This is a genomic window from Pseudomonas sp. AFG_SD02_1510_Pfu_092, from assembly GCF_003331055.1.
Classification (GTDB): Bacteria; Pseudomonadota; Gammaproteobacteria; order Pseudomonadales; family Pseudomonadaceae; genus Aquipseudomonas.
On record NZ_PUQD01000022.1, the window covers coordinates 21,342 to 46,409 of the forward strand.

Below are 25,068 nucleotides of genomic sequence, written 5' to 3' on the forward strand. Positions count from 1 at the left end.
ATGACAACCTCTCACCCGTTGCATCAGGCCAGCGCCGGCCAGCAGGCGCTGTGGCAGTACCACCAGCTCAACCCGGCCAGCCCGGCGTACAACATGGTCGCCGCCCGCGAGCTGCGCGCCGACCTCGACCCCAGCGCCCTGTGCCGCGCCTTCGCCCGGGTGGTCGAACACTGCGAAACCTTGCACTGCGGCTACCGCGAGCAGGACGGCGTGCTGTGGATGTACCGCCCGCAACACATCCAGGTGCACACCCGCATCGAACGTATCGACAACCTCGACAGCGCCGGCGTCGAGGCCTGGCTGGAACAGCACGCCGACCAGCCGTTCGACCTGGCGGCGGCGAACATCTGCCGGCTTGACCTGCTGCAAAACCAAGGCCGCCTTTATATGTGCATGGCGGCCCACCATATCAGCGGCGATTTTCTCAGCGTCGAGTGGATGCTTAAACTGACCTTCACCGCCTACCACGCCGAGCACAGCGGTGAGGCCATGACGCTGCCAGCGGCCGGCCTGTATTTCGACTGGCTGGAAGAACAACGCGCGCTGCTGGCCGAGGACAAGCTCGAAGCAGCCGCCAGCTACTGGCGTACCCAGCTCAGCGGCAGCCCCAGCGCGCTGACGCTGCCTGCCGACCACCCGCGCCCACGCACGCCAGGCTTTGCCGGCGGCGAGGTCGAGCGCTTGCTCGACCCCGCCCTCAGCAACCGGCTGCGCCAGCTCGCCGCAGACCAGGGCGTCAGCTTGTATGTGCTGCTGGCCACGCTGTTCCAGGTATTCCTGCATCGCTATACCGGCCAGGATGATTTCCTCATCGGCACGCCGACCATGGACCGGCATAAAGCCCGCTACAAGCAGCTGATCGGTTTCACCCTCAACAGCCTGCCGCTGCGCGCCCGTTTCGCCCACGCGCCAAGCCTGGCCGATTGCCTGCGCGACACCGCCCAGCAGATGCGCGAAGGCCTGCGCCACCGCCGCTACCCTGCGGCGCGCCTGCAGCAGGAGGTCGCCAGCGGGCCGTTGTTCCACTGCATGATGACCTACATGCCAAGCCACCGTGACGACGCCTTCGCCGACTACAGCGTACGCGAACACCTGTTCACCCAGCGCGGCGCCGCCAACGAACTCAACCTGCGCTGGCAGGACGACGGCGTGCAACTGCTGGCCCAGTGGCGCTATCGCAGCGACCTGTTCGAGCCCGCACGCATCGCCCGCCTGGCCGAGGACTTCGCCTGGTTCGCCGACGTTGCCCTGGGGCAAGTGGAGGCGCCGGTGCATCAGCTACCAGCCACGCCACCGGCCAACCTCGCCCGCCGCAGCGGCGCCAGCCAGCCGCCCGCCTTCACCACCGCCGTGGCCGCCTTCGCCCATCAGGTCCAGGCCCATGGCCAGCGCATCGCCCTGCGTGACGCCGAAGGCAGCCTGAGCTACCGCGAACTGGACCACGCCGCCTGCGCACTGGCCGACCGCCTGAGCGCAGCGGGGGCCGGCGCCGGGCAGGTCATCGCTATCGCCTTGCCGCGCAGCCGCGCGCTGATCACGGCGATGCTGGCCAGCTGGAAGCTCGGCGCCGCCTACCTGTGCCTGGACCCCGCCCTGCCCGCCGAGCGGCAACGCCAGCTGCTCGACGACAGCGCGGCCAGCGTGCTGATCGACGCCGCCCACGCCCTGCACCGTCTGGCAGGCGCTGCCAGCGTGGCAGCGCATGGCGCGCATCCGCAGCAGCTGGCCTACCTGATCTACACCTCCGGCTCCACCGGCACGCCCAAGGCAGTGCGCGTAACCCAGGGCAACCTGGCCCACTACGCCGAAGCCGTGCTCAAGCCACTGGCGCTGAGCGCCCAGGCCAGCCTGACAGCGCTGGCCAGCGTCGCCGCAGACCTGGGCTATACCGCCTGGTTCGGCGCGCTGCTCAGCGGCCGCACCCTGCAACTGATCAGCGACGAACTGGCCAGTGCCCCGGAAGAACTCGCCCAGTACCTGGCGGCCAACCCGGTCGACTGCCTGAAGATCGTGCCTTCGCACCTGGCGGCCCTGCTCGCCGTGGCCGAGCCGCAACGCCTGCTGCCGCGCCAGTGCCTGGTGCTCGGCGGCGAAGGCCTGGACCTGGCCCTGGTCAAGCGCCTGCAGGCACTTGCGCCGAGTTGCCGCATCGTCAACCACTACGGCCCCACGGAAACCACCGTCGGCTGCCTGACCCACGCCGTGCAAGACCAACGCCCGGGCCTTTCCGGCTTTGCCCCGATCGGCCTGCCGCTGGACAACGTGCAGGTGCAGGTGCTCGACCCGCACCTCACGCCGCTGCCGCTAGGCAGCATCGGTGAACTGTATATCGGCGGCGCCGGGGTGGCCGATGGCTACCTGGGCCAGCCCGGCCTGACCGCCCGGCAGTTCATTCCCGACCCCTTCGCCGGCAACGGCCAGCGCCTGTACCGCAGCGGCGACCGCGTGCGCATGCTGGCCAGTGGCGCCATCGAATTCCTCGGCCGCATCGACGACCAGGTCAAGATCCGCGGCTTCCGCGTCGAACCGGGCGAAGTCGAAGCCTGCCTGCGCGCCTGCACCGGCGTACGCGAAGCGGCGGTACTGGCCCGCGCCCTGGTTGAGGGCGAAGCGCCACGGCTGGTCGCCTACCTGGTCGCCGAGCCTGGGCTGGACCACGCGCAGCTGCGCCAGCAACTGGCCGAGCGCTTGCCCGAGCCGCTGCTGCCGAGCCGCTACGTCGAACTGCAGCGCCTGCCACGCCTGGGCAACGGCAAGGTCGACCGGCACAACCTGCCGCTACCGGCAGCCGAACAAGCCCCCGCGCAAGCGCACAGCGCCCCGCGCGACCCGGTCGAAGCCCTGCTGCTGACGCTCTGGAGCGAGGTGCTGGGCAAGCCTGAGCTGTCGGTCCATGACGACTTCTTCGCCCTGGGCGGCGACTCGATCATGGCCCTGCAAGTGATTGCCAAGGCGCGCAAGGCACAGCTCAAGATCACCCCCCGGCACTTCTTCGCCCACCCCACCGTTGCTCGTCTCGCGGCCACCCTGGACTCGCCGCTGAAACAGCTGGAGGCGCAGTTGCTGGCGCTCTGGCGCGAAGTACTGGGGCAGCCGGAACTCAGCCGCGAGGACGACTTCTTCAGCGTCGGCGGCGATTCGATCATCGCCCTGCAACTGATTGCCAAGGCGCGCAAGCTGGGTGTGAAGTTCAGCCCGAAAGACCTGTTCGCCCAGCCGCGGGTCGCCGCCCTGGCCGTGCTCCTGGAACAGCGCCAGGCGGCCCAGCCCGCGCCCGCAGCAACGCCAGTGCACCGCGCGGTATCGCTGAGCGCCGAACAACGCCAACCGCTGCAAGCCCTGCTGGGTACTCCGCTGGAGGACGCCTACCCGCTCTCGCCGCTGCAAAAAGGCCTGCTGTTCCACAGCCTGCTGGAAGGCGCCAGCGGGGTCTACGTCAACCAGTTGCAGGCCGAGTTGCAAGGGCCGCTGGATGCCGAGCGCTACCTCGCCGCCTGGCGCGCCACCTTCGCCGCGCATCCGCTGATGCGCACGGCCATTCTCTGGCAAGGCCTGGACGAACCGCTGCAAGGCGTGTGCAGTGAGCTGACCCTGCCCATCCAGCGGCTGGACTGGAGCGCACTGGGCCCGGCACAACGCCAGCAGGCGCTGGACGCCTACTGCCAGGCCGACCGCGCCCAAGGCTTCGACCCACAGCGCCCACCGCTGCAACGGCTGGCCCTGATCCACCTTGACGCGCAGCACAGCTGGTTGATCTGGAGCCGCCATCACCTGATCGCCGACGGCTGGAGCTCGGTGATGCTGATGGAAGAGATCCTCGCCCGCTACAACGGCAGCGCCGTGCCCGCGCGGCCAGCCTACCGCGACTACATTGCCTGGCTTTCGGCGCAGCCGACCGAACACAGCCTGCAATACTGGCAGCAACACCTGGCGCAGTTCGAAGGGGTCGGCAGCCTGCCGGCGCTGAACCCGGCCGAGCCCGGCGGCACGGCCCGCTACCACAGCCGCAGCCTGCGCCTGAGCGAAGCCCACAGCAGCCGCCTGAACGCCCTCGGCAAGGCCTGCCGGGTTACCCTCAACACCTTGATGCAGGCGGCCTGGGGCCTGTTGCTGGCGCGCTGCAACAACCACACCGAGGTGATGTTCGGCGTCACCAGCAGCGGCCGCCCCGACGCCTTGGCCGATGCCGGGCAGATGCTCGGCGTCTTCATCAACACCCTGCCGCTGCGCCTGCACATCGCCCCGGGCATGGCCCTGGGCGACTACCTGCAACAGGTGCAGGCGGTCAGCGTGGCCATGCGCGAGCACGAGCAGACGCCGCTGGCGCAGATCCTCCAGCAGCACCCGCGCGGTGCCGGGCTGTTCGACACCCTGCTGGTGTTCCAGAACCTGCCGGCGCTCAGCGAACGGCAGTTGCAGGCCGGCGAGCTGACCTTCAAGGTCCTCGACAACCTTGAGCAGACCAGCTACGGCCTGACGGTCGAAGTGCTGCCCGGGCGCTGCCTGGAAGTGCTGTTCAGCGCCGATGCCCAGCGCCTCCCCGGTGCCGCGCTGGAGCGCCTGAGCGACGACCTGCTGAACCTGTTGCTGGCGCTGGACAGCCCGCTGGACACGTGCCTGGAGCAGCTCACCACGCTCAGCCCGGCGCAGCAGCAGCGCCTGCTCGACTGGGGCCTGAACCCGGCCGCCTACGATCTCGAACACAGCTGGGAAGCGCGGGTCGCGGCGCAGGTCGCCGCGCACCCTGAGCGCATCGTCGCGCGCTGCGCCGGTCAGTCGCTGACCTACGCCCAGCTGTGGCACCGTTCCGAACGCCTGGCCCGTGGCCTGCAAGCCCTCGGCGCGCAACCCGACCAGCCGGTGGCGTTGCTGGCCGAGCGTGGCATCGAGTGGTTCTGCCTGATGGTCGCGACCTTGCGCGCCGGCTGCGGCTGGCTGCCGCTCGAACCCTCGCAGCCGCCGGCACGCTGGCAGCAGGTGCTGACGCGCCTGCAGCAGCCGCTGGTGGTCTGCAGCCAGGCCTATGCCGAGCCGCTGGCTGCGGTTTACCAGGGCCACCGCGCGCTGCCCTCGGACCTGCTGGAGCTGAGCGCCAGCGGTATGCTGCCGCAGCAGCCGGCAGGCCCGCAGCAACTGGCCTACGTGCTGTTCACCTCCGGCTCCACCGGCCAGCCCAAAGGCGTGATGGTGCCGCGTGCCGGCATGCTCAACAACATGCTGGCCAAGGTCCACCCGCTGGGCCTGAACGCCGACGACGTGATCGCCCAGACCGCCCCGGCCTGCTTCGACATATCGGTCTGGCAAACCCTCACCGCACCGCTGTTCGGCGCCTGCGTGGAGATCATCGGCGATGACCTGGTACGTGACCCGCAGGCCCTGCTGCAGCTGCTGCACGAACGCCGCGTCAGCCTGTTCGAACCCGTGCCGGCGCTGCTCCAGGCCATGCTCGAAAGCGTCGATGGCCAGCCGCTGTCGCTGCCGCACCTGCGCTGGGTACTGCCGACCGGCGAAGCGCTGCCGGTGGCCACCGCCCAGCTGTGGTTCCACCACTACCCGCAGATTCCGCTGATGAACGCCTACGGCCCGGCCGAATGTTCCGATGACGTAGCCTTCCAGCCGCTGTACCAGGCGCCCGCGCAAGGCGCCACTGTGGCCATCGGCCGGCCTACCGCCAATGCCGAGCTCTACGTGCTGGGCCACGACCTGCAACCGGTGGCCGCCGGCGTGGTCGGCGAGCTGGCCATCGGTGGCATCGGCGTCAGCCGCGGCTACCTGGCCGACCCCGCACGCACCGCCGCCAGTTTCATTCCCAACCCGTTCGGCGCCGCCGGCAGCCGGCTGTACCTGAGTGGCGACCTGGCCCGCTGGGACGCCGACGGCGTGCTGCAGTACCTGGGGCGCAAGGACTTCCAGTTGAAGTTGCGCGGTTTCCGCATCGAACCGGGCGAGATCGAGGCCCAGCTGGAGCGTCACCCCGATGTGCTGCGGGCCATGGTCAGCCTGCAAACGCTGGGCGGCAGCGACCTGCTGGTCGGCTACTGGCAAGGGCGCAACGGCCATGCGCTGAACGACGCCGTGCTGGCGCAGCATGTGCGCGACAGCCTGCCGGCCTACATGGTGCCGTCGCTGTGGGTGGCGATGGACAGCTGGCCGACCAACGCCAACGGCAAGGTTGACCGCAAGGCGTTGCCATTGCCGTCGTTGCAGCACGCCGAGGTCGAGCCCCTGGTCAGCGCCAACGAACAGTTGCTCGGCGAGCTGTGGGCGGCGCTGCTGCCCGAGCAGCCGCTGGGCCGCAACAGCCACTTCTTCGAAGCCGGCGGGCACTCGCTGCTGGCCACCCGCCTGATCGCCCGCATCCGTCAGCGCTGCGCCCTCGAACTGCCGCTGCGCAGCGTGTTCGAGGCGCCGCTGCTGTGGCAGCTGGCCGAGCGCCTCGACGCCCTGGCCGCCGCACCGGCCCAGGCCAGTGCCGCCCCGCAACTGCTGCCGGTGCCGCGCCAGGCGCACATGCCGGTGTCGCTGAGCCAGCAGCGCCTGTGGCTGGTCGATCGCCTGCACGGCCCGTCGGCGTCCTACAACATGGCCGCCAGCCTGACCCTGAGCGGGCCGCTGGACATGGCCGCGCTGCGCGCCACCTTCAATGCCCTGCTCGCCCGTCATGAGGTGCTGCGCAGCGCCTACCACGACCTCGACGGTGAGCCGATCATGCTGATCGCCGAGCAGCTGACGCTGGACGTCAGCCTGCGCGACCTCACCTCGCTGCCTGATGGCCAGCGCCAGCAGGTGGCCGAACAGGAGAGCCTGGACAACCTGCGCCTGCCGTTCGACCTGCGCCAGACGCCACTGATCAGGGCGCGGGTGCTGCGCCTGGGTGAGCACCAGCACCTGCTGTTGCTGGCGCTGCACCACATGGTTGCCGACGGTTGGTCGGTGGGGGTGCTGGTCAACGAGTTCAGCCAGTTGTACGCCAGCCTTCGCGACGGCCGCCCGGCTTCGCTGCCGGCGCTGCCCGTGCAGTACGCCGACTACGCGGCCTGGCAGCACCAATGCCTGCAAGGCGCTGCGCTGGAGCGCGAGGTCGGCTTCTGGCAACACCAGCTGCAAGGCGCGCCGCAGGTGCTGGGCTTGCCCTGCGACTGGCCACGCCCGGCCCAGGCCGACGCCCGCGGCGCCGCCAGGGCGCTGGAAATCCCCGCGCCGCTGCTGGCACGCCTCGAAGCCCTGGCCCTGGCCGAGGGCGTGAGCCTGTACATGGTCCTGCTGGCCAGCTTCGAACTGCTGCTGCACAGCGTCACCGGTGCCGACGACCTGCTGCTGGGCACCGACGTGGCCGGCCGCGAACACGCCGATCTCGAAGGCCTGATCGGCTTCTTCGTCAACGTCCTGCCGCTGCGCTCGCGGCGCCAGGCGGGCGACACCCTGCGCGACTTCCTCGCCCGCACCCGCGACACCTGCCTGCAAGCGCTGGAGCACCAGGCACTGCCGTTCGACCGCATCGTCGAGGCCTTGCAGGTGCCGCGCGAGCGCAGCCGCAACCCGCTGGTGCAGGCGCTGTTCGTGCTACAGAACACCCCGGCGGGCGATTTCTCGATCCCCGGGCTCGATGTGCGCATGCAGCCTGCCGCCGAGCGCACCAGCAAGTTCGACATGGCGCTGTTCCTCGAACGCCACGGCGCGGTCATGCGCGGCGACTGGGTGTATGCCCGCGCCCTGTTCAAGGCTGAACGCATCGACGCGCTGATCAGTGCCTGGCTGAACCTGCTGCAGCAGCTGGCCGACCAGCCGCAGGCTGCCCTCAACTCATTCACCGTCACCCTGCCCCGTATGGAGACACCGGCCTTGGCAACCCCCGCCCCTTCGTCAAGCAAGCTCGACAAGCTGAAAAAACTGCCGGCCCGCGCCGCCGCGCCGCGGCCTTTGATCCGCACCTCGGCGCTGCAGCCGGGCCGCGAGTTCCCGCTGCTGATCGAACCGCTGGCCGCCGACCTCGACCCGGTGGGCTGGGCGCAAAGCTCGCGGGACCTGATCGACACCCTGCTGTGCCAGCACGGCGGCCTGTTGTTCCGCGGCTTCGCCCTGGACGATGCGAAAGCCTTCGAAGCCTTCGCCGAAGCCATTCACCCCGGCCTGTTCGGCGGCTACGGCGACCTGCCGAAGAAAGAAGGCGGGCGCAATATCTACCGCTCCACGCCGTACCCGGAGCAGGAAATGATCCTGTTCCACAACGAGAGTTCGCACCTGCCGCGTGCGCCGCGCAAGCAGTGGTTCTACTGCGAGCAGCCGTCGCCGGTCGGTGGCGCCACGCCGATCGTCGACTGCCGCGAGCTGTACCGGCAGTTGCCGGCAGCGCTCGCCGAAGCCTTCGAACGCAAAGGCTTGCTCTACGTGCGCACGTTCACCGAGCGCCTCGACGTCAACTGGCGGGAGTTCTTCAAGACCGACAGCCGCGAGCAGGTCGAAGCGTTGTGCCGGGCCAGCGACACCGAGTTCCGCTGGCTGGCCAATGACGAGCTGCAAACCCGCACCCGCTGCCCGGCGGTGATCCGTCACCCGCTCAGCGGCGAGCGCAGCTTCTTCAACCAGCTGCAGCTGCACCACACCTTGTGCCTCGAACCCCAGGTGCGCGAAGACTTGCTCAATATGGTCGGCGAGGCACGCATGCCACGCCAGGTGTACTTCGGCGATGGCAGCCCGATCGACGCAGCAAGCATGGCCCTGATCGGCCGCCTCTACGAAGCCTGCGCCGTGCGCTTCGACTGGCAGCGTGGCGACGTGGTCATGCTCGACAACCTGATCGCCGCCCACGCCCGCGACCCGTACCAGGGGCCACGCAAGATCGCCGTCGCCATGGGCGACATGCACGAACCGGCCCGACTGGCTGCCAAACCCCACGCAACGGAACTGCAGGACCACACCGCGCAATGAACACCGCCATGGAACCGAACCAAGACCTGCCCCTGAGCGCCGAACAGGCCCTGGCCGTACGCCAGGGCCGCGCGCCCCTGCACCTGGGCGTGAGCCTTGCCGGGCCGCTGCAGCCCGGGCGCCTGCACGAAGCCTTGTTGCAGGTGATCGAGCGCCACACCAGCCTGCGCGTAGCCCTGCGCCCGTCCACGCTGTACCGCAGCCTGCGCCAGAGCACGCAGCCGGCCAGCCTCGACTGGCACCTGCTGGGCGCTGACCAGCAAGCCGAAGCCCAGGCGCTGGCCACTCAACCGCTGGCCATCGACCAGGGCGGCCTGGTGCGCGCCATCGTCCGTGCCCAAGGTGCCGAGCAGTGGCGCCTGGACCTGTACGTCGCCGCCTGCGCCGCAGACCGTCTCAGCCTGCAGAACCTGCTCGGCGAACTGGCCGCGCTGTATGCCCAGCCTGACGCCGCCCTGGAGGAAGCCTTCCAGTACAGCCAGTATGTCGAATGGCGCAACGACCTCGACGCCGACGAAGAGGCGCCCGCCGGGCGCGCCTATTGGGCCGGCCTGGGCCTGCAGGCGCTGGCGCCGATGCGCCTGAACGGCCTGCGCGAGCCCTCGGCCGAAGCCGCGGGCAGCACCGTTGAACAGGCCCTGCCCGATGCACTGCACACCCCGCTGGAGCACCTTGCGCACAGCACCGGGCAAGCGCTGGGCACCGTGCTGCAGGCCGCCTGGTGGGTGCTGCTGGCGCGCATCGGCGGCAACGCCGCCTTCAGCGCCGGCTGGCAACAGGATTGCCGCTTCGACTACGAAGCCCTGGCCAATGGCATCGGCGTGTACCAGAAGGTGCTGCCGCTGGCCTTGATGCCGCAGCTCGAACAACCCTTCGACGTCTGGTTGCAACAGCTCGCCGCACAGCTGGACGGGCACGCCCAGCAGCAGGAGTACTGGAATGTCGCCGAGCCTGCCGTCGCCGTGCAGCACAGCGTCGGTTTCACCCTGGTGCGCCACAGCGCGGCATTCACCTGCGCCGGCCTGCACTGGTCGGTGGACGCCATGCCCGGCGCCGATGCGGGCTTGCAACTGGCGCTGCAAGTGACCCTCGACGCGCAGCAGCGCGTGCTCGCCCTCAGCGTGCAGTCGCCCACCACGCATTACCCCGAAGCCGAGTTGCGGTGCCTGCTCGAGCAATACCTGCACTTGCTCCAGGCGCTGGTCGCACAGCCGGGCCAGCGCGCCCTGCGCGATCTGCCGGTCAGCCCACCCGCCCATCTGGCTTTGCAGCAATGCCTGCGCGGCCCGCAGCGCGACTTTGGCCCGCAGCCGCTGATCGACCGCCTGGCCCACTGGGCACTGCACACCCCGGACGCCCCGGCGCTGCAGGGCGGCGCACTCAGCCTGAGCTACGCCCAGTTGCACAGCCAGGTCGAACACCTGGCTGCGGTGCTGCAAGCGCGCGGGATCGGGCGCGGTGCCAACGTCGCGCTGCTGCTGCCGCGCTCGGCGCCACTGCTGCTGGCCCTGTTCGCCGTGCAGCGCGCCGGTGCCGCCTATGTGCCGCTGGACCCGGCCTGGCCAGCGGCGCGGGTGCAGCGGATCATCGCCGACGCCCAGCCGCAGCTGGTGATCGGCGGTGACGACGGTTGCCCGCTCGCGGCCCTGCTCGACAGCCCTGCGACAGCGCCGGTCAACGCTGCCATCACCCTCAACGATGCCGCTTACCTGCTTTATACCTCCGGTACCAGCGGCGAACCCAAGGGCGTGGTGATCGAACACGGCCAACTGCTCAACTACACCGCCGCCGTCAGCGAAGCGCTGAGCCTGGCTCAGTGCAAGCGGTTCGCGCTGATTTCCTCGGTGGCCGCCGACCTCGGCAACACCACCCTCTACGCCGCGCTGTGGACCGGTGGTTGCCTGGTGCTGGCAGACGACCAGGCCAGCCGCGATGCCGCCGCATTCGCCAGGTATTTGCACAGCGGGCGGATCGACTGCATGAAGATCGTGCCATCGCACCTGGCGGCGCTGCTCGACGGCCAGCACAACGTGGCCCTGCCGCAGGTGCTGGTGCTGGGCGGCGAAGCCTGCCCAGGCGCGCTGCGCCAACGCATCGGGCAACTGGCACCGGGCAGCCGCGTGCACAACCACTACGGGCCCACCGAAACCACCGTGGGCGTGCTGTACAGCCTGGACCAGGCGCCTGACCCACGCACCCCGCTGCCACTGCAACATGCCCTGGCCAACACCTGGGTGCGCGTGCTGCAAAGCACCCCGGGCGGCCTGCAACCGGCGCCACTCGGTGCCCTCGGCGAGCTGTACATCGGCGGTGCCCAGGTGTGCCGCGGCTACCTGAACCGGGCAAGCGATGCCTTCATCGACGACCCGCTGCAACCCGGCCAGCGTCTGTACCGCAGCGGTGACCTGGGGTACCTCTCGGCCAGCGGCCAGCTGCACCTGGCGGGGCGTATCGACAAGCAGATCAAGATTCGGGGTTTCCGCGTCGAGCCGGGCGAGCTGGAAGCCGCCCTGCTCGGCCTCGACGGGGTCAGCCAGGCCGTGGTGCAGTACCGCGACGGCAAGCTGCTGGCGCATGCCGTCAGCCCGCGCGACAGCGCCGCACTGCTGGCCGAGCTGCGTGGACGGCTGCCCGACTACCTGCTGCCGAGCCAGCTGCTGTGCGTGGCCGAACTGCCGCGCCTGGCCAACGGCAAGGTCGACTTCGCCGCCCTGCCAAGCGCAGGCAGCCAAGCCAGCGAGCCGCTCGAAGTGCCAGCGCGTGACGCCCTGGAGGCGCTGCTGGTCGACCTGTACCAGGAATTGCTCGAACGCCCGCGCCTGAGCATCCATGACAGCCTGTTCGACCTCGGCGGCCATTCGCTGATCGTCATCAAGCTGTGCACCCGCCTGCGCAGCCTGCTGCAACTGGAAGTGGCGCCGGCGCTGGTGTTCGACCACCCCAGCGTGGCGGCACTGGGCGAAGCCCTGCGCGCCCGCGAAAGCCAGCCGGGCACGCTGCTGAAGATCGCCGAGCTGCGCCGCATGTTGGCGGCGATGTCGCCCGAGGAGCGCGCCGCCCTGCAAGCCCGCGCCCAAACCGCCAACGCGCCAAGGAACTGATGCCATGCAACTCGACCCCCAGCAATTGGCCGAGCGTATCGCCAGGCTCGCCCCGGAAAAACGCCAGGCCTTCGCCGCGGCCCTGGCCGCGCAAGGCTTCGCCCTCGCTCGGCTGCCGATCGTCGCGGCCAGCGAACCCGGCCCGCACCCGTTGTCGTGGGCCCAGCAGCGCCTGTGGTTCCTGCACCGCCTGGACCCGGCCAGCAGCGCCTACAACATGCCGGCTGCCCTGCGCCTGCGCGGCAGCCTGGACGACGCGGCGCTGCAACGCGGCTTCGACCAGTTGATCGCCCGCCACGCGATCCTGCGCAGCACCTTCGACGAGCACAACGGCCAGGCCCGGCAGACCGTCCACGCCGCACTGCCGATGCCCCTGGCCCGGGCAGACTTGTCCTCGCTGCCCGCCGAACAGCGCGCTGCGCGCCTGCAGCAACTGATCGACAGCGAGAGCAACCGGCCGTTCGACCTGCGCCAGGCGCCGCTGCGCGGCCTGCTGGCAAGGCTCGCTGCCGACGAGCACGTGCTGATCCTGACGGCCCAGCACATCGTCGCCGACGGCTGGTCGCTGGGCATCCTGGTCAAGGAGCTGACCGCGCTGTACACCGACGCTCTGCAAGGCCGCGACAGCGGCCTGCCGGCGTTGCCGATTCAGTACCACGACTATGCCGTCTGGCAGCAGACCGGCCTCAGCGACAATGCCCTGGCGAGCGAGCTTGCCTACTGGCGCGAGCAGTTGGGCGAGCGCCAGCCGACCCTGGAGCTGCCCACCGACCACCCACGCCCACGGCAGCCGAGCGGGCGCGGCAACCGCCACACCTTGCACATCGACGCGCCGCTGTGCAGGGCGCTGCGTGAACTGGCCCAGGCCCGCGGCACAACACTGTTCAGCGTGCTGCTCAGCGCCTTCAATGTGCTGCTGTACCGCCTCAGCGGGCAGACCGACCTGCGGGTTGGCGTACCGGTGGCCAACCGCACCCGGGTCGAGACCGAAGGGCTGATCGGCTGCTTCATCAACACCCTGGTGCTGCGCTGCCAACTCGACGGCCAACAGCCGTTCGCTGCCGTGCTCGACAGCGTCGAGCAGGCCCGCCGCCAGGCCCTGGCCCACCAGCAGCTGCCGTTCGAACGGCTGGTCCAGGCCCTGGAGCCCGAGCGCCAGTTGCAGCACTCGCCGTTGTTCCAGGTGATGTTCAACCTGCTCGACGGCCAGACCCCGCGCCGCCTGCAACTGCCAGGGCTGGAGGTCGAGGAGATCGAGCGCGAGCAGGTCAGCGCGCAGTTCGACCTGGTACTTACCGTCGTCGAGCGTGCCGAGGCACTGGAGCTGACATTCACCGGCAATGCCGACCTGTTCGCGCCCGCCACCCTGGCCGGCCACGGCCACAGCTATGCCACCCTGCTGCAGAGCCTGGTGCAGGCACCCGAAGCGCGCGTCGCCCAGCTGCCGCTTTACAGTGAGGCACAACAGCAGCGCCTGCTGGCCGACTGCCAGGCCTCGCTGGCGCTCGGCCCGTTGCCGGAGCTGGTGCACCTGCGCCTGGCCAGGCAAGCCGCCGAGCACCCCCAGCGCATCGCGCTGATCCATGACGACCACAGCTGGAGCTACGCCACCCTGCAACAGCGGGTCGAGCTGATCAGCCGCCACCTGCTGGCCCTCGACCTGCCCGCCGAAGCCCGTATCGGCGTGTGCCTGCCGCGCGGCCTGGACATCGTCGCCGCGGTGTTCGCCACGCTCAACGCCGGGCTGACCTTCGTGCCGCTCGACCCGCAGTTCCCCGGCGAGCGCCTGGCGCACATGATCGACGACGCCGACATCCGCCTGCTGCTGGTGGCGCCGCAAACCACAGCGGTGATGGCGCCCTACCAGCGCCCGTGCCTGGACATCACCGGCCTGGACGCCAGCGCGGCGACCGTGCAAGGGGTCGCCAGCACCCGCCCGGTGCAGCGAGAGCAGCTGGCCTACGTCATCTACACCTCCGGCTCCACCGGCAAACCCAAGGGTGTGGCGGTCACCCACCGCTCGCTGGCCGGCTACACCGAAGTCGCCCGCGCCTATTACGGCGTCGAGGCCAGCGACCGGGTATTGCAGTTCTCGACCTTCAACTTCGATGGCTTCGTCGACCAGCTGTTCCCGCCGCTGGTATGCGGCGCCGCCTTGGTGGTACGCGGCCCCGAGCTGTGGGACAGCCAGGAATTCCATGCCCGCCTGTATCGTCACCAGATCACCGTCGCCGCCTGCCTGACCACGGCCTATTGGTTCCAGCTGGCCCAGGACTTCGCCCGCCAACCGCATGCGGCCTACGGCCAGTTGCGCCTGGTCAGCGTCGGCGGCGAAGCGATGCCCAGCGCCGGCCTGCAAGCTTGGCGCCAGGCCGGCCTGGCGGCGGTGCGCCTGCTGAACATCTACGGCCCCACGGAAATCACCGTGGTTTCCAGCATCCAGGACTGCAGCGCGCTGCTGGCCCGCGAGCAGTTGCCGCTGCAACTGCCGATCGGCGCGCCACTGCGTGGGCGCGCCTACTACCTGCTGGACCGCGACGACAACCTGGCAGCGCCGGGCGCCCCGGGCGAGCTGTGCATCGGTGGCGAGCTGCTTGCGCGCGGCTATCACGATGTGCCCGGGCTGACCGCCGAGCGCTTCTGCCCCGACCCGTACGGCCCGCCCGGCAGCCGCCTGTACCGCACCGGCGACCTGGCCCGGCGCCTCGGCGACGGCACCTACGAGTACCTGGGGCGGATCGACCAGCAGGTCAAGCTGCGCGGTTTTCGCATCGAGCTCAGCGAGATCGAAGCGCACCTGCGCAGCCACCCGCAGGTACGCCAGGCGCTGGCGCTGGTGCGCGAAGACCGCCCCGGCGACCGCCGCCTGGTGGCTTACCTGGTGTGCCACGCACCGGCACCGGAGGCCGCCGACCTGCGTCGGCACCTGGCTTCGCAGCTGCCCGACTACATGCTGCCTTCGGCGTTCGTGCACTTGCCGCAGATGCCCATGACCCCAGGCGGCAAGCTGGACCGCGCGGCTCTGCCGGTGCCGGACTATAACGCCCAGTGCAGCGCACAGGGCAGCGACCAGCGCGCGCCGCAAAGCGCACGCGAGCGGCAGTTGCTGGCGCTGTGGCAAGAGGTTCTCGGCCAGCAGGCAATCGCCATGGATGACAACTTCTTCGCCATCGGTGGCCACTCGCTGCTCGCCGCGCAACTGGTTGCGCGCATCCGCCAGGCACTGAACCTGGAGCTGCCGCTGCGCAGCCTGTTCGAGGCACCGACCATTGCCCAGCTGGCCACCCTGCTGGACACCGCCAGCGCCGCCGACCAGGCGCCGATCGTCGCCGCCGCGCAGCCAGGCGATGGCCGCCGGGTGCTGTCGCATGCCCAGCAGGGCATGTGGCTGGTGCAGGCGATGCAGCCAGACAGCGCGGCCTACCACATCCCGAGTGCTGCGCGGCTGCTCGGCCGCCTTGACCTGGGCGCCCTGCAGCAGGCTTTCCAGGCCCTGAGCCAGCGCCACGAGGCGTTGCGCAGCAGCTTCCACGAAGAGGACGGCAACCTGTACGTGCAGGTGCGGGAGGCCATCGAACTGCCGCTGGCGCTGCACGATCTCGGCCAACTGCCACAAGCCGAGCAAGAGACCAGCGCCCGGCAACTGCTGATCGAACTGGCGACACGCCCGATCGACCTGCGCCAGGCACCGCTGCTGCGCCTGCACCTGGTGCGCCTGGGCGATGAACAACACCTGTTGCTGCTGGTGATGCACCATATCGTGTCCGATGGCTGGTCGATGGGCGTACTGGTCCGCGAACTCAGCCAGCTCTACAGCGCCGCCCTGAGCGGGGCCAGTGCGGCCTTGCCGGCGCTGGCGGTGCAGTACAGCGACTACGCCGCCTGGCAGCGCCAGCAGCTCGACGCGCCGGCCCGTCAACGCCACCTGGACTACTGGCGCAAGGCCTTGGGCGAACCCCTGCCGCCGCTCGAACTGTTCAGCTACCGGCCACGCCCGCAGGTGCTCGGTGGCCAGGGTGCGCGGCTGTCGTTCCAGATCGACGCCGGCCCTGCCCTGGCGCTCAGGCAACTGTGCCTGAGCCATGGCGCCACCCTGTTCATGGGTTTGCTCGCTGTGCTGCAACTGAACCTGTACCTGCACAGCCAGCGCAGCCAGGCGGTGATCGGTACCGATGTGGCCAACCGCGAGCGCAGCGAGACCGAGGGCATGGTCGGTTTCTTCATCAACCAGCTGGCGTTGCGCGGCGACGTCGGCGGCAACCCCAGCTTCAACGCCCTGCTGCAACGCCTGCGGCCGCAGGTGCTGGAAGCGTTCAGCCACCAGGCACTGCCCTTCAACAGCCTGGTCGAAGCGCTCAACCCGCCACGCAGCCTGGCCTGCAACCCGCTGTTCCAGGCCAAGCTGGTGTTGCAGAACCAACCGGACAGCGCCCTTGAGTTGCCGGGCCTGAGCGTGCTGCCCGAACGCATCGAGCACGGCCAGTCGCAACTGGACCTGCACCTGAGCGTGGAAGAACGCCAGGGCAGCCTGGCCTGCACCCTGAAATACAACACCGAGCTGCTTGACGGGCACAGCGCCGAGGCTTTTGCCGGGGCGTTCACGCGCCTGCTCGAACAACTGGTCGCAGCCCCCGAGCTGCCGGTCGAAACGTTGGTCCAGCCGCTGCGCGCGCAGCTCCTGGAACAACGCATGCAGCACCTGAGCGCGCGCAGCGAACAGAGCCTGGCCCGCCTCGGCGGCAGCCGGCGCCGCACCCGCATCACCATCGACTCTATGGAGGGATAACAGATGAACAGCCCCGCGATTGCCAAGCTCGGCGGCATGCGCCGCAAACCGATCCGTGTGGATGAGAACGCGCTGGTGCGCTTCACGCCGCTCAACCCAGGCAGCGTGTACACCGCCGTCTGCGAACCGAGCGGCCCGGGTATCAGCCTGGTGGCCTGGGCGCAGGCCAACCGCGAACTGATCGAAAGCAAGCTGCTCGAGCATGGCGCCCTGCTGTTCCGCGGCTTCCCGGTCGACACCGCGCAGGCGTTCGACGACTGCATCAGCGCGTTGTCCGGCGGTGCGCTGGAGTACAAGTTTCGCGCCTCGCCGCGCACCCAGGTGGACCCCCGCCTGCATATCTACACCTCCACCGACTACCCCAAGGACCAGCGGATCTTCCCGCACAACGAACACTCCTACTCGCCGGTGTTCCCGCTGAAGATCTTCCTCTGGTGCGATATCGCGCCGCTGTCGCGTGGCGAAACGCCGATCGGCGACACCCGGGCGATCACCCGCGCCATCGACCCTGAGGTGCGCGAACGCTTTGCCCGCCTGGGCATCATGTACGTGCGCAATTACGGCGACGGTTTCGGCCTGCCCTGGCAGACCGTGTTCCAGACCGACGACCGCGCCCAGGTGGATGCCTACTGCGCCAGCGTCGGTATCCGCACCGAATGGAAAGCCGACGGCCGCCTGCGCACCCGCCAGGTCGGCCCGGCGCTGGTGCGCCACCCGCGCACGGGCGAGACGCTGTGGTTCAACCACGCCACGTTCTTCCATGTCAGCACCCTGCCGGCCAGCGTGCGCGATGCGCTGCAGGCCGACTTCGCCGATGACGACCTGCCGCAGAACACCTTTTACGGCGACGGCAGCCCCATCGAGCCGCAGGTGCTGCAACACCTGCGCGGCCTGTACCTGCAACACATGACCGAGTTCCCTTGGCAGCACGGCGATGTGCTGCTGCTGGACAACATGCTCTCGGTGCACGCGCGCAACGAATACGACAGCCCGCGCCGCATCCTGGTGTCGATGGCCGAAGCCCTGAACAGCACGGAGGTGGCGCTCAAGCCCTGACGCGCCAGCACGGTTCACGGTTTTCGTTTCTGCCCCCTATTCAAGGTTTCCAACGCCATGTCCAGCAATGCCATCGAGGGCTTCCGCCCCGCCCTGCAACAGAATGCCCACTGGTCCCACGCCAGCCACCGCGAAGACACCCTGTACCTGACCGTTGCCGTGCCTGACGGCACCGACCTCGCGCGCCTGCGGGCAAGCCTCGGGCAGGTGCTGGAGCAGCACGAGATCCTGCGCACCCGGCTGCTGGCCAGCCCCGGCATGCAGCAGCCGGTGCAGGTCATCGCCGAACACTTGCACATCGACTGGCGCGAGCTGGCCAGCGAGCCGGAGCAACAGGCCCTGCAGCGCCTGCTGGCCGAGGCGCTGGGCAAGGCCAGCCTGGCCGTGGCGGTGATTCACGGCACACCCCAACGCGCCTGCCTGGCGCTGCCGGCCGCCAACGCCGACTACACCACCCTGCAGTTGTTGCTCAGCGCCTGGCAGGCGCTGTACCAGGGCCTGCCGGCAGACGAGGAAGCGGTGCAGTTCGCCGACTTCGCCGAATGGCAGTTCGAACACCTGGGCAGCACTGACAGCGACGCCGGCCGGGCCTTCTGGCAGCGCCAGCAAGCCGCCGACCTGTACCTGACCGGGCACCCGTTCCAGCGCGCCGAAGCCGTGGGCCCGGCCCAACCCAGCTGCCTGGTGCGCACCCCGGACGCGGCCTTCCAGGACCACATCGGCAGTGCCCTGGCCGGCCTCGCGGCGTCGGCCGAGGCGCTGTTCGGCTGGTGCTGGGCGCTGTTGCTCAAGCGCCACCTGGGCCAGCCCCAGGTGCTGCTGGGCTGGGCGCACGAAGGCCGCAACAGTGCCACGGCGAACGCGTTCGGCCCTTACGGCAAGCGCCTGCCTTTGTTGCTGGAGCCCGACGACCAGGATTCGCTGGCCCAGGCACTGCCGGCCTTCGCCCAGTTGCTGGAGCAGGCCCGCACCTGGCAGGAAGAATGGCCGTGCCAGGCGCAGGACACGCCGTTCGGCTTCCGTCTGCGCCAGCCGCTGGCCTCGGCCTGGCCGGTACTGGCGGTGCAAGGCGAAACCTGCGCGCACACCCTGCTGCTGGAAGTGCTCGACCAGCCCGAGGGCTTCGCCTTCCACTTGCACCACGATGCCAGCCGCCTGGATGCCGACGCGGCCGGGCTGCTGCTCGACCAGTTCCTTACCCTGTGCCTGCAGGCGACCGCCGCCAGCCAGCAACCGCTGGGCGAAGCCTCGGGCATCAGTGCCGCGCACCAGGCCTGGCTGGCCGCGCTGAACCACACCGACGTGCAGCAGGACATGCCAGCGCTGCTGCACCAGTTGTTCGAACAACAGGTCGCCACGCGGCCAGCGGCCATCGCCGTCAGCCACGGCGAGGCACAGCTGACCTATCAGGCACTCGAGGCGCGGGCCAACCAGCTGGCGCACCTGCTGCGCCAGGCCGGCCTGGCGCCGGGCCAGGCGGTGGGCCTGTTCATGGGCCGCAGCCTCGATGCGATCGTCGGCATCCTCGGCATTCTCAAGGCCGGTGGCGCCTACCTGCCACTGGACCCGAGCTACCCAGCCGAACGCCTGAGCGACATGCTCGAACAGACCCGCGCCACACTGTTGCTCAGCCTGAGCAGCCTTGAGCCGCGCCTGCCCCAGGGCGACTACCGCACCCTGTGGCTCGACCGCCTGGCCGAGCATGAACTGCCCGAGCAGCGTCCCGCGCCGGTGACCGACGGCGACAGCCTGGCCTACCTGATCTTCACCTCCGGCTCCACCGGCCGCCCCAAGGGGGTGATGGTGTCGCACCGCAATGCCGTGCATTCCACCGCGGCGCGCCTGCTCGCTTACCCGGAGCCGTTGCAGGCGTTTCTGCTGGTGTCGGGGCTGGCCTTCGACAGTTCGGTAGCCGGGCTGTTCTGGACCCTGGCCCAGGGCGGCCAGCTGTGCCTGCCGCACGATGAACAGGTGCAGGATGCGCTGGCCCTGGGCCGGCTGATTGCCGCCCGCCAGGTCAGCCACACCCTGATGCTGCCGTCGTTGTACGGGCAAGTGCTGGAACAGGCCGCCGACCAGCTGGGCAGTTTGCGCTGCGCCATCGTCGCCGGTGAAGCCTGCCCGGCAAGCCTGGCCCGCCAGCACCGGCAGTGGTGCGCCCAGGCGCAGCTGTACAACGAGTACGGCCCGACCGAGGGCAGCGTGTGGTGCAGCTATTACCGCGCGCGGGGCGACGAATATGGGGTGCTGCCGATCGGCAGGGCGATCGCCAACATGCAGGTGTACGTGCTTGACGCCCAGCTACGCCCGCTGGCGGCTGGCGTCAGCGGTGAAATCTACCTCAGCGGCGCCGGCATCACCCAAGGCTACCTGGGCCGCCCGGACCTCAGCGCCGAACGCTTCCTCGGCAACCCGTTCAACCCCGGCGGCAGCCTGCTGTACCGCAGCGGCGACCTCGGCCGGGTCAACCCCCATGGCGACATCGAGTTCCTCGGCCGCATCGACGACCAGGTGAAGATTCGCGGCTTCCGTATCGAACTGGGCGAGATCGAAGCACGCCTGCTCAGCCACCCCGGGGTGCGCGAGGCCGCCGTGGTCGCCCGCGCCAACGAGGCCGGCGACACTGAACTGGTCGCCTATGTGGTGGCCCGTGATGCCTGCCCGGGCGCCATCGCCTTGCAGGCGCACCTGGGCCTGCACCTGCCCGAACACATGGTGCCGAAAACCTACGTGATGCTCGGCGCCTTGCCACTGACCCCGAACGGCAAGCTCGACCGCAAGGCGCTGCCGGCACCGGTGCGCGAGCGCCGCGCCAGCTACCGGGCACCGCGCAATGAGCGCGAAGCCGCGCTGGCGGCGCTGTGGGCCGAGGTGCTGGGGGTCGAGCAGGTGGGCCTGGACGACAACTTCTTCGAACTTGGCGGCCATTCGCTGACCGCCACCCGCCTGGTCTCGCGCCTGCGCAGCAGCCTGGGCATGGAAGTGCCGGTGCGGGCGCTGTTCCAGCACTCGACCCTCGGTGCGTTCGTCGAACAGGCCCTGCCCAGGGCCGAGGCATCGACGCTGCCAGCGATCACCGCGCAACGGCGCGAAACGCCGCTGCCGCTGTCGTTTGCCCAGCAGCGCCTGTGGTTGTTCGACCGCCTGCACCCGGGCAGCACCACCTACAACGTACCCGAAGCGGTACGCCTTCGCGGAGCGCTCGACCTGCCGGCGCTGGAGCGTAGTTTCAGTGTGCTGCTGCAACGTCACGAGAGCCTGCGCACCACGTTCGTCCTCGACGGCGCCCAGCCGGTACAGCAAGTGCACCCTGCCGAGGACTTCGCCCTGGGCCTGATCGACCTGAGCCGCTTGCCTGCGGCCCAACGCGAGCTGCGCCTGCAACAGGAACTGAAGACCCAGGCCACGCACCGCTTCGACCTCGAGCACGGGCCGCTGCTTCGCGCCGGCCTGGTGCGGCTGGCGGCCGATGAGCATGTGCTGTGGCTGACCTTGCACCATATCGTCTTCGATGGCTGGTCGATGCGGGTATTCACCCGCGAGCTGATCGCCCTGTACAGCGCCTTCTGCAGCGGCCAACCCTCGCCGCTGGCCGAGCCGCAACTGCAGTACGCCGATTTCGCCCAATGGCAGCGCCGTGAACTGACCCCTGCGGCGCTCAAGCCGCAATTGGACTTCTGGTTGCGTCACCTGGGCGAGGACCGCAGCCTGTTGCAGCTGCCGTGCATGCTGCCGCGCCCGGCGCTGCCCAGCCATCGCGGCGCCGAACACAGCCTGGTGCTGGGCGCGCCGCTGACCCAGGCGCTGCACACCTTCAGCCGTGAACAGGGCTGCACGCTGTTCATGACCTTGCTGACCGCGTTCAACGTGTTGCTGGCCGGCCACAGCCAGCAGTCGGCGATCCGCATCGGCATCCCCATCGCCAACCGCCATCACCACGAACTGGAGGGGCTGGTGGGCTTCTTCGTCAACACCCTGGCGCTGCGTACCGATCTTTCCGGCAACCCGGGCTTCGACCGTGTGTTGCACCAGGTACGCGACAACCTGCTGCATGCGCATGCCAACCAGGACTTGCCGTTCGAGCAGCTGCTCGAAGCCCTGCCGGGTGCCCAGCAGCACGGGGTGCCGCTGATTCAGGTGATGTTCGACCTGCACCAGGAGCGCAACCTGCGCTCGTCGGCGTTCGGTAACCTGAGCATCGAACCGTTGCAGGAAGACCACGGCAAGCGCAGCACGCTGTTCGATCTGATGCTGGATGTCAGCGAGCGCGAAGAGGGGCTGATCGCCACCTTCACCTACAGCACCGACCTGTTCCGCCACGCGAGTATCGAAGCCTTGGGCGAGGACCTGCGGGCCCTGCTCGAAGCCCTGCCGGGCCAGCCGACGGCGCCGTTCGAGGCGCTGGTGCAACGCCTGTCGCCAGCACCCGCTGCGCAGGCCGAGCAGCAGCCGCCGGCCCGTGAGCAAGTGGCGGCGCTGGTGTGCGAGGTGCTGGAAGTGCAGACGCTGGATGAGCAGGCGCAGTTCTTCGAAGTGGGTGGCAGCTCGCTCAAGGCCGTGTTGTTGTGCGCGCGACTGCAACAGCTGTGGGGCACCCAGGTTCCGCCGAGCCTGGTGTTTCTCAACCCGCAACTGAGCGACCTGCTGAACGTACTGAGCCGCTACAGCCACAGTTGAAGCGAAAATCCGGTGTTCGCGGGTTCACCTGCGAACACCGGCGCAGCGGTTGCCATGTACCGCGTCGCCTGCTTCGCGGGCATGCCCGCTCCCACAGGGATTCATGTTCTCCCCGCCGATACTCTGTGGGAGCGGGTTCACCCGCGAACACCGGCGCAGCCGGTGCCAGGCACCGCATCGCCTGCTTCGCGGGCATGCCCGCTCCCACAGGGATTCATGTTCTCCCCCCGCCGATACTCTGTGGGAGCGGGTTCACCCGCGAACACCGGTGCAGCCGGTGCCAGGCACCGCAACACCTCGCCGACGATCAGCTGGGTTTCAGCTTCTTGCCTTGTACAACAACCAGGCCACGACCAAGCCGCAGGGCAACACGGCAAGCAGCCAGAACAGCGCCCCCATGGCCAGCCCCAGATCGAGCACGCTCACCAGCAAGGCCAATGCCAATATCAGCAACGCCATCAGCCGCAAACCCCGCGTGCCGGGGAACGGCCGTGCGCGCAGCACCCGCTGCCAATGCGGCGCCTGGCTCAGGGCCAGCGCGCCCAGGCCCAGCAGTTGCAACCCCAGCACCACGACGCTGAGCACCCCTTCAAGCATCTTCGATCTCCGCCAAGCGCTGCGCAGCTTGCGTGCGGCGGCGCAGGCGCCAGGCCACGCTACCGGCCAGCACCGCGCAGGCCAGCAGCGCCAGGTCGACCCCGGCCACCGCCCACAGCCCTTGCTCAAGCGCGCGCCACGGGTGATCGCCAGTGCTCCAGGCATTGGCCAACACCGCCAGCACCGACAGCACGCTGATCGCCAGGCACTGGCTGGCCCACGGCGCCCGTGCCCAGGCGCAGCGGCCGATCGCCCACAGTGCGTGCAGCCCGGCCAGCAGCCAGGCCGCGAAGAACAGCTGCACCTCCCAGTCAGCGCGACCGGGCAGGCCCGGCGGCAGCCAACGGTTGGCCACCAGCATGGCCACGCTGGCCAGTGGCATGCCAGTGATCAGCACGCTGCACAACAGAGTCACGCCCATCACCCCCCACTCCCGGGCAGGCTGCTGCAGGCGGCGCTTGGCCAACCAGTACAACAGGCCGCTGGCGAGCATCACGCAGCCACTGAGGCCGGCAAAAAAGTACAACACGCGCAGCGCCGGCTGGTGGAAATGCGCCACATGCAGCCCGCCCAGCACATCGAAGGTAGCGGCAGCCGGTGGCAGCCGCGACGCATGCAGCAGCCGCGCGCTGGCCGCATCGAAGTACAGCGTTTGCCCGTCAACGCTCAACCGGTCCGCCACGCTGCGGCTGATCTCGACATACGCGTTTGCGTCGCCCGGATGCCAGACACGGACGAAGGCCGGTGCTGCGCCGTGCCAGTGCTGGCTGGCCTGCACCAGCATGGCGTCGAGCGAAGCCAGCGGCCCGGGGGTGCCGCTCGCCGGGCGGCTGTAGGCAGCGTCGGCCTGCACCGCGAATTGCCCCGGCTGGCCGGGGTACAGCGCCTCGATGGCCGCAGGCAAGTACAGCGGAAACAGAATCAGCAGGCCGCTCAGCATGATCAGCGCGTGAAACGGCAAGGCCAGCACGCCGGTCAGGTTGTGCAGGTCGAGCAAGCGCCGTGGCGCCTTGTCGGCGCGCAGGGTGAACAAGTCCTGGAACAGCCGCGCATGGATACACACGCCGGCAACCAGGGCAATCAGCCCGAGCATGGCGGCCAGGCCAATCAACCGTGCACCGAGGTTCCAGGCCTGGATGTTCAAGGTGTAATGCAAACGGTAGAAGAAGTCGCCACCGCGGCTGCCAGCCACCTCCAGCGCACCCGTGTTGCCAGGCAGCAGGAAACGGCTGAAGCCTTCGCGCTCGACGCTCCAGGCCTGAAAGCGCATCAGCGGCCGGCGCGCGTCCGGCAACTCGACGTACCACTGCAACAGCGCCCTGCCCTCGCTCAGGCTGGCCACCTGGGGCAGCACCTGGCGGTCCAGCGACAGCGGCGTGGTCGCCGGTGCCACGCGCAGCGCTGGCAGCATCCAGCTGTCCAGTTCGCGGTCGTACAACGCCAGGCTGCCCATGAAGAAGGCAATCAGCAGCAACCCGGAAAAACCCAGGCCCAGCACCCGGTGCACCCACAGCATGGCCTGGCGGACACTGTCGAACATCAGCCCGCCCCCGCCAACAGGCGTTGCATGGCCAGCAGCGCCAAGGCCAGGCCACTCAGCCACAGGGCGTTACGCCGGGCCTGGCGCGCGCACAGCAACCACAACAGCAATGCCGGGTAGAGGACGAAGGCGGCGATCGAACTGCTCAGCACCGCCTCGCTGGGTGCTTGCCCAAGCCACGCCAGCCCCAGCGCAAGCTGGGCGCTGAGGGCCCAGCTGAACAGGTACGCCAGCAGCAGCGCCAGCACCAGCCATAGCGCACGCTGTCGGGCGAGCATACGGTTGTTGTTCGAAGCGGGTCGTCTCACCCTGTTCTCCTTGTTAGGCACAAACTGCAACGCAAAATGCCGGGGCTGCCTGGCAACCCTTCGCAGGAACACCCG

Annotated in this window: 8 protein-coding genes; 5 read left to right on the forward strand and 3 right to left on the reverse strand. The window is 69.3% G+C overall.

Annotation, left to right across the window (positions count from 1 at the left end):
- The 5 genes from C6A77_RS11970 to C6A77_RS11990 are packed head-to-tail and all read left to right on the forward strand — an operon-like array spanning position 1 to position 22,548.
- Entirely contained in the window at positions 1–8,928 is an 8,928-nt protein-coding gene (locus C6A77_RS11970; protein WP_114169659.1) for a non-ribosomal peptide synthetase, read from the forward strand.
- Positions 8,929–8,936: 8 nt separating this feature from the next.
- Entirely contained in the window at positions 8,937–12,029 is a 3,093-nt protein-coding gene (locus C6A77_RS11975; protein WP_241507414.1) for an amino acid adenylation domain-containing protein, read from the forward strand.
- A gap of 4 nt (positions 12,030–12,033) precedes the next feature.
- A complete protein-coding gene (locus C6A77_RS11980; RefSeq protein ID WP_114169661.1) occupies positions 12,034–16,815 on the forward strand; it encodes a non-ribosomal peptide synthetase in 4,782 nt (1,593 codons plus the stop codon).
- Positions 16,816–16,818: 3 nt separating this feature from the next.
- Positions 16,819–17,871, forward strand: a complete 1,053-nt coding sequence (locus tag C6A77_RS11985) for a TauD/TfdA family dioxygenase (RefSeq protein ID WP_114169662.1) — start codon at positions 16,819–16,821, stop codon at positions 17,869–17,871.
- 57 nt (positions 17,872–17,928) lie between these two features.
- Complete coding sequence (locus tag C6A77_RS11990) at positions 17,929–22,548, forward strand: non-ribosomal peptide synthetase (protein ID WP_114169663.1); 4,620 nt, start codon at positions 17,929–17,931, stop codon at positions 22,546–22,548.
- A gap of 318 nt (positions 22,549–22,866) precedes the next feature.
- On the opposite strand, the gene C6A77_RS12000 is transcribed toward C6A77_RS11990, so the two are convergent.
- Genes C6A77_RS12000 through C6A77_RS12010 form a run of 3 tightly spaced genes read right to left on the reverse strand, consistent with a single transcriptional unit; the run spans position 22,867 to position 24,993 of the window.
- Complete coding sequence (locus C6A77_RS12000) at positions 22,867–23,145, reverse strand: DUF3325 family protein (protein WP_114169664.1); 279 nt, start codon at positions 23,143–23,145, stop codon at positions 22,867–22,869.
- Entirely contained in the window at positions 23,138–24,685 is a 1,548-nt protein-coding gene (locus C6A77_RS12005; RefSeq protein WP_114169665.1) for a PepSY-associated TM helix domain-containing protein, read from the reverse strand. The genes C6A77_RS12000 and C6A77_RS12005 overlap by 8 nt, the downstream gene beginning before the upstream one ends.
- Complete coding sequence (locus tag C6A77_RS12010) at positions 24,685–24,993, reverse strand: hypothetical protein (protein WP_241507415.1); 309 nt, start codon at positions 24,991–24,993, stop codon at positions 24,685–24,687. The genes C6A77_RS12005 and C6A77_RS12010 overlap by 1 nt, the downstream gene beginning before the upstream one ends.
- Positions 24,994–25,068: the final 75 nt, after the last annotated feature.

What these genes read in the sequence shown, in the direction of transcription:
- C6A77_RS11980 (WP_114169661.1), top strand. Translation starts at nt 12,034, where the DNA reads ATGCAACTCGACCCCCAGCAATTGGCCGAGCGTATCGCCAGGCTCGCC.
- C6A77_RS12000 (WP_114169664.1), bottom strand. Translation starts at nt 23,145, where the DNA reads ATGCTTGAAGGGGTGCTCAGCGTCGTGGTGCTGGGGTTGCAACTGCTG.
- C6A77_RS11975 (WP_241507414.1), top strand. Translation starts at nt 8,937, where the DNA reads ATGGAACCGAACCAAGACCTGCCCCTGAGCGCCGAACAGGCCCTGGCC.
- C6A77_RS11985 (WP_114169662.1), top strand. Translation starts at nt 16,819, where the DNA reads ATGAACAGCCCCGCGATTGCCAAGCTCGGCGGCATGCGCCGCAAACCG.
- C6A77_RS11970 (WP_114169659.1), top strand. Translation starts at nt 1, where the DNA reads ATGACAACCTCTCACCCGTTGCATCAGGCCAGCGCCGGCCAGCAGGCG.
- C6A77_RS12005 (WP_114169665.1), bottom strand. Translation starts at nt 24,685, where the DNA reads ATGTTCGACAGTGTCCGCCAGGCCATGCTGTGGGTGCACCGGGTGCTG.
- C6A77_RS11990 (WP_114169663.1), top strand. Translation starts at nt 17,929, where the DNA reads ATGTCCAGCAATGCCATCGAGGGCTTCCGCCCCGCCCTGCAACAGAAT.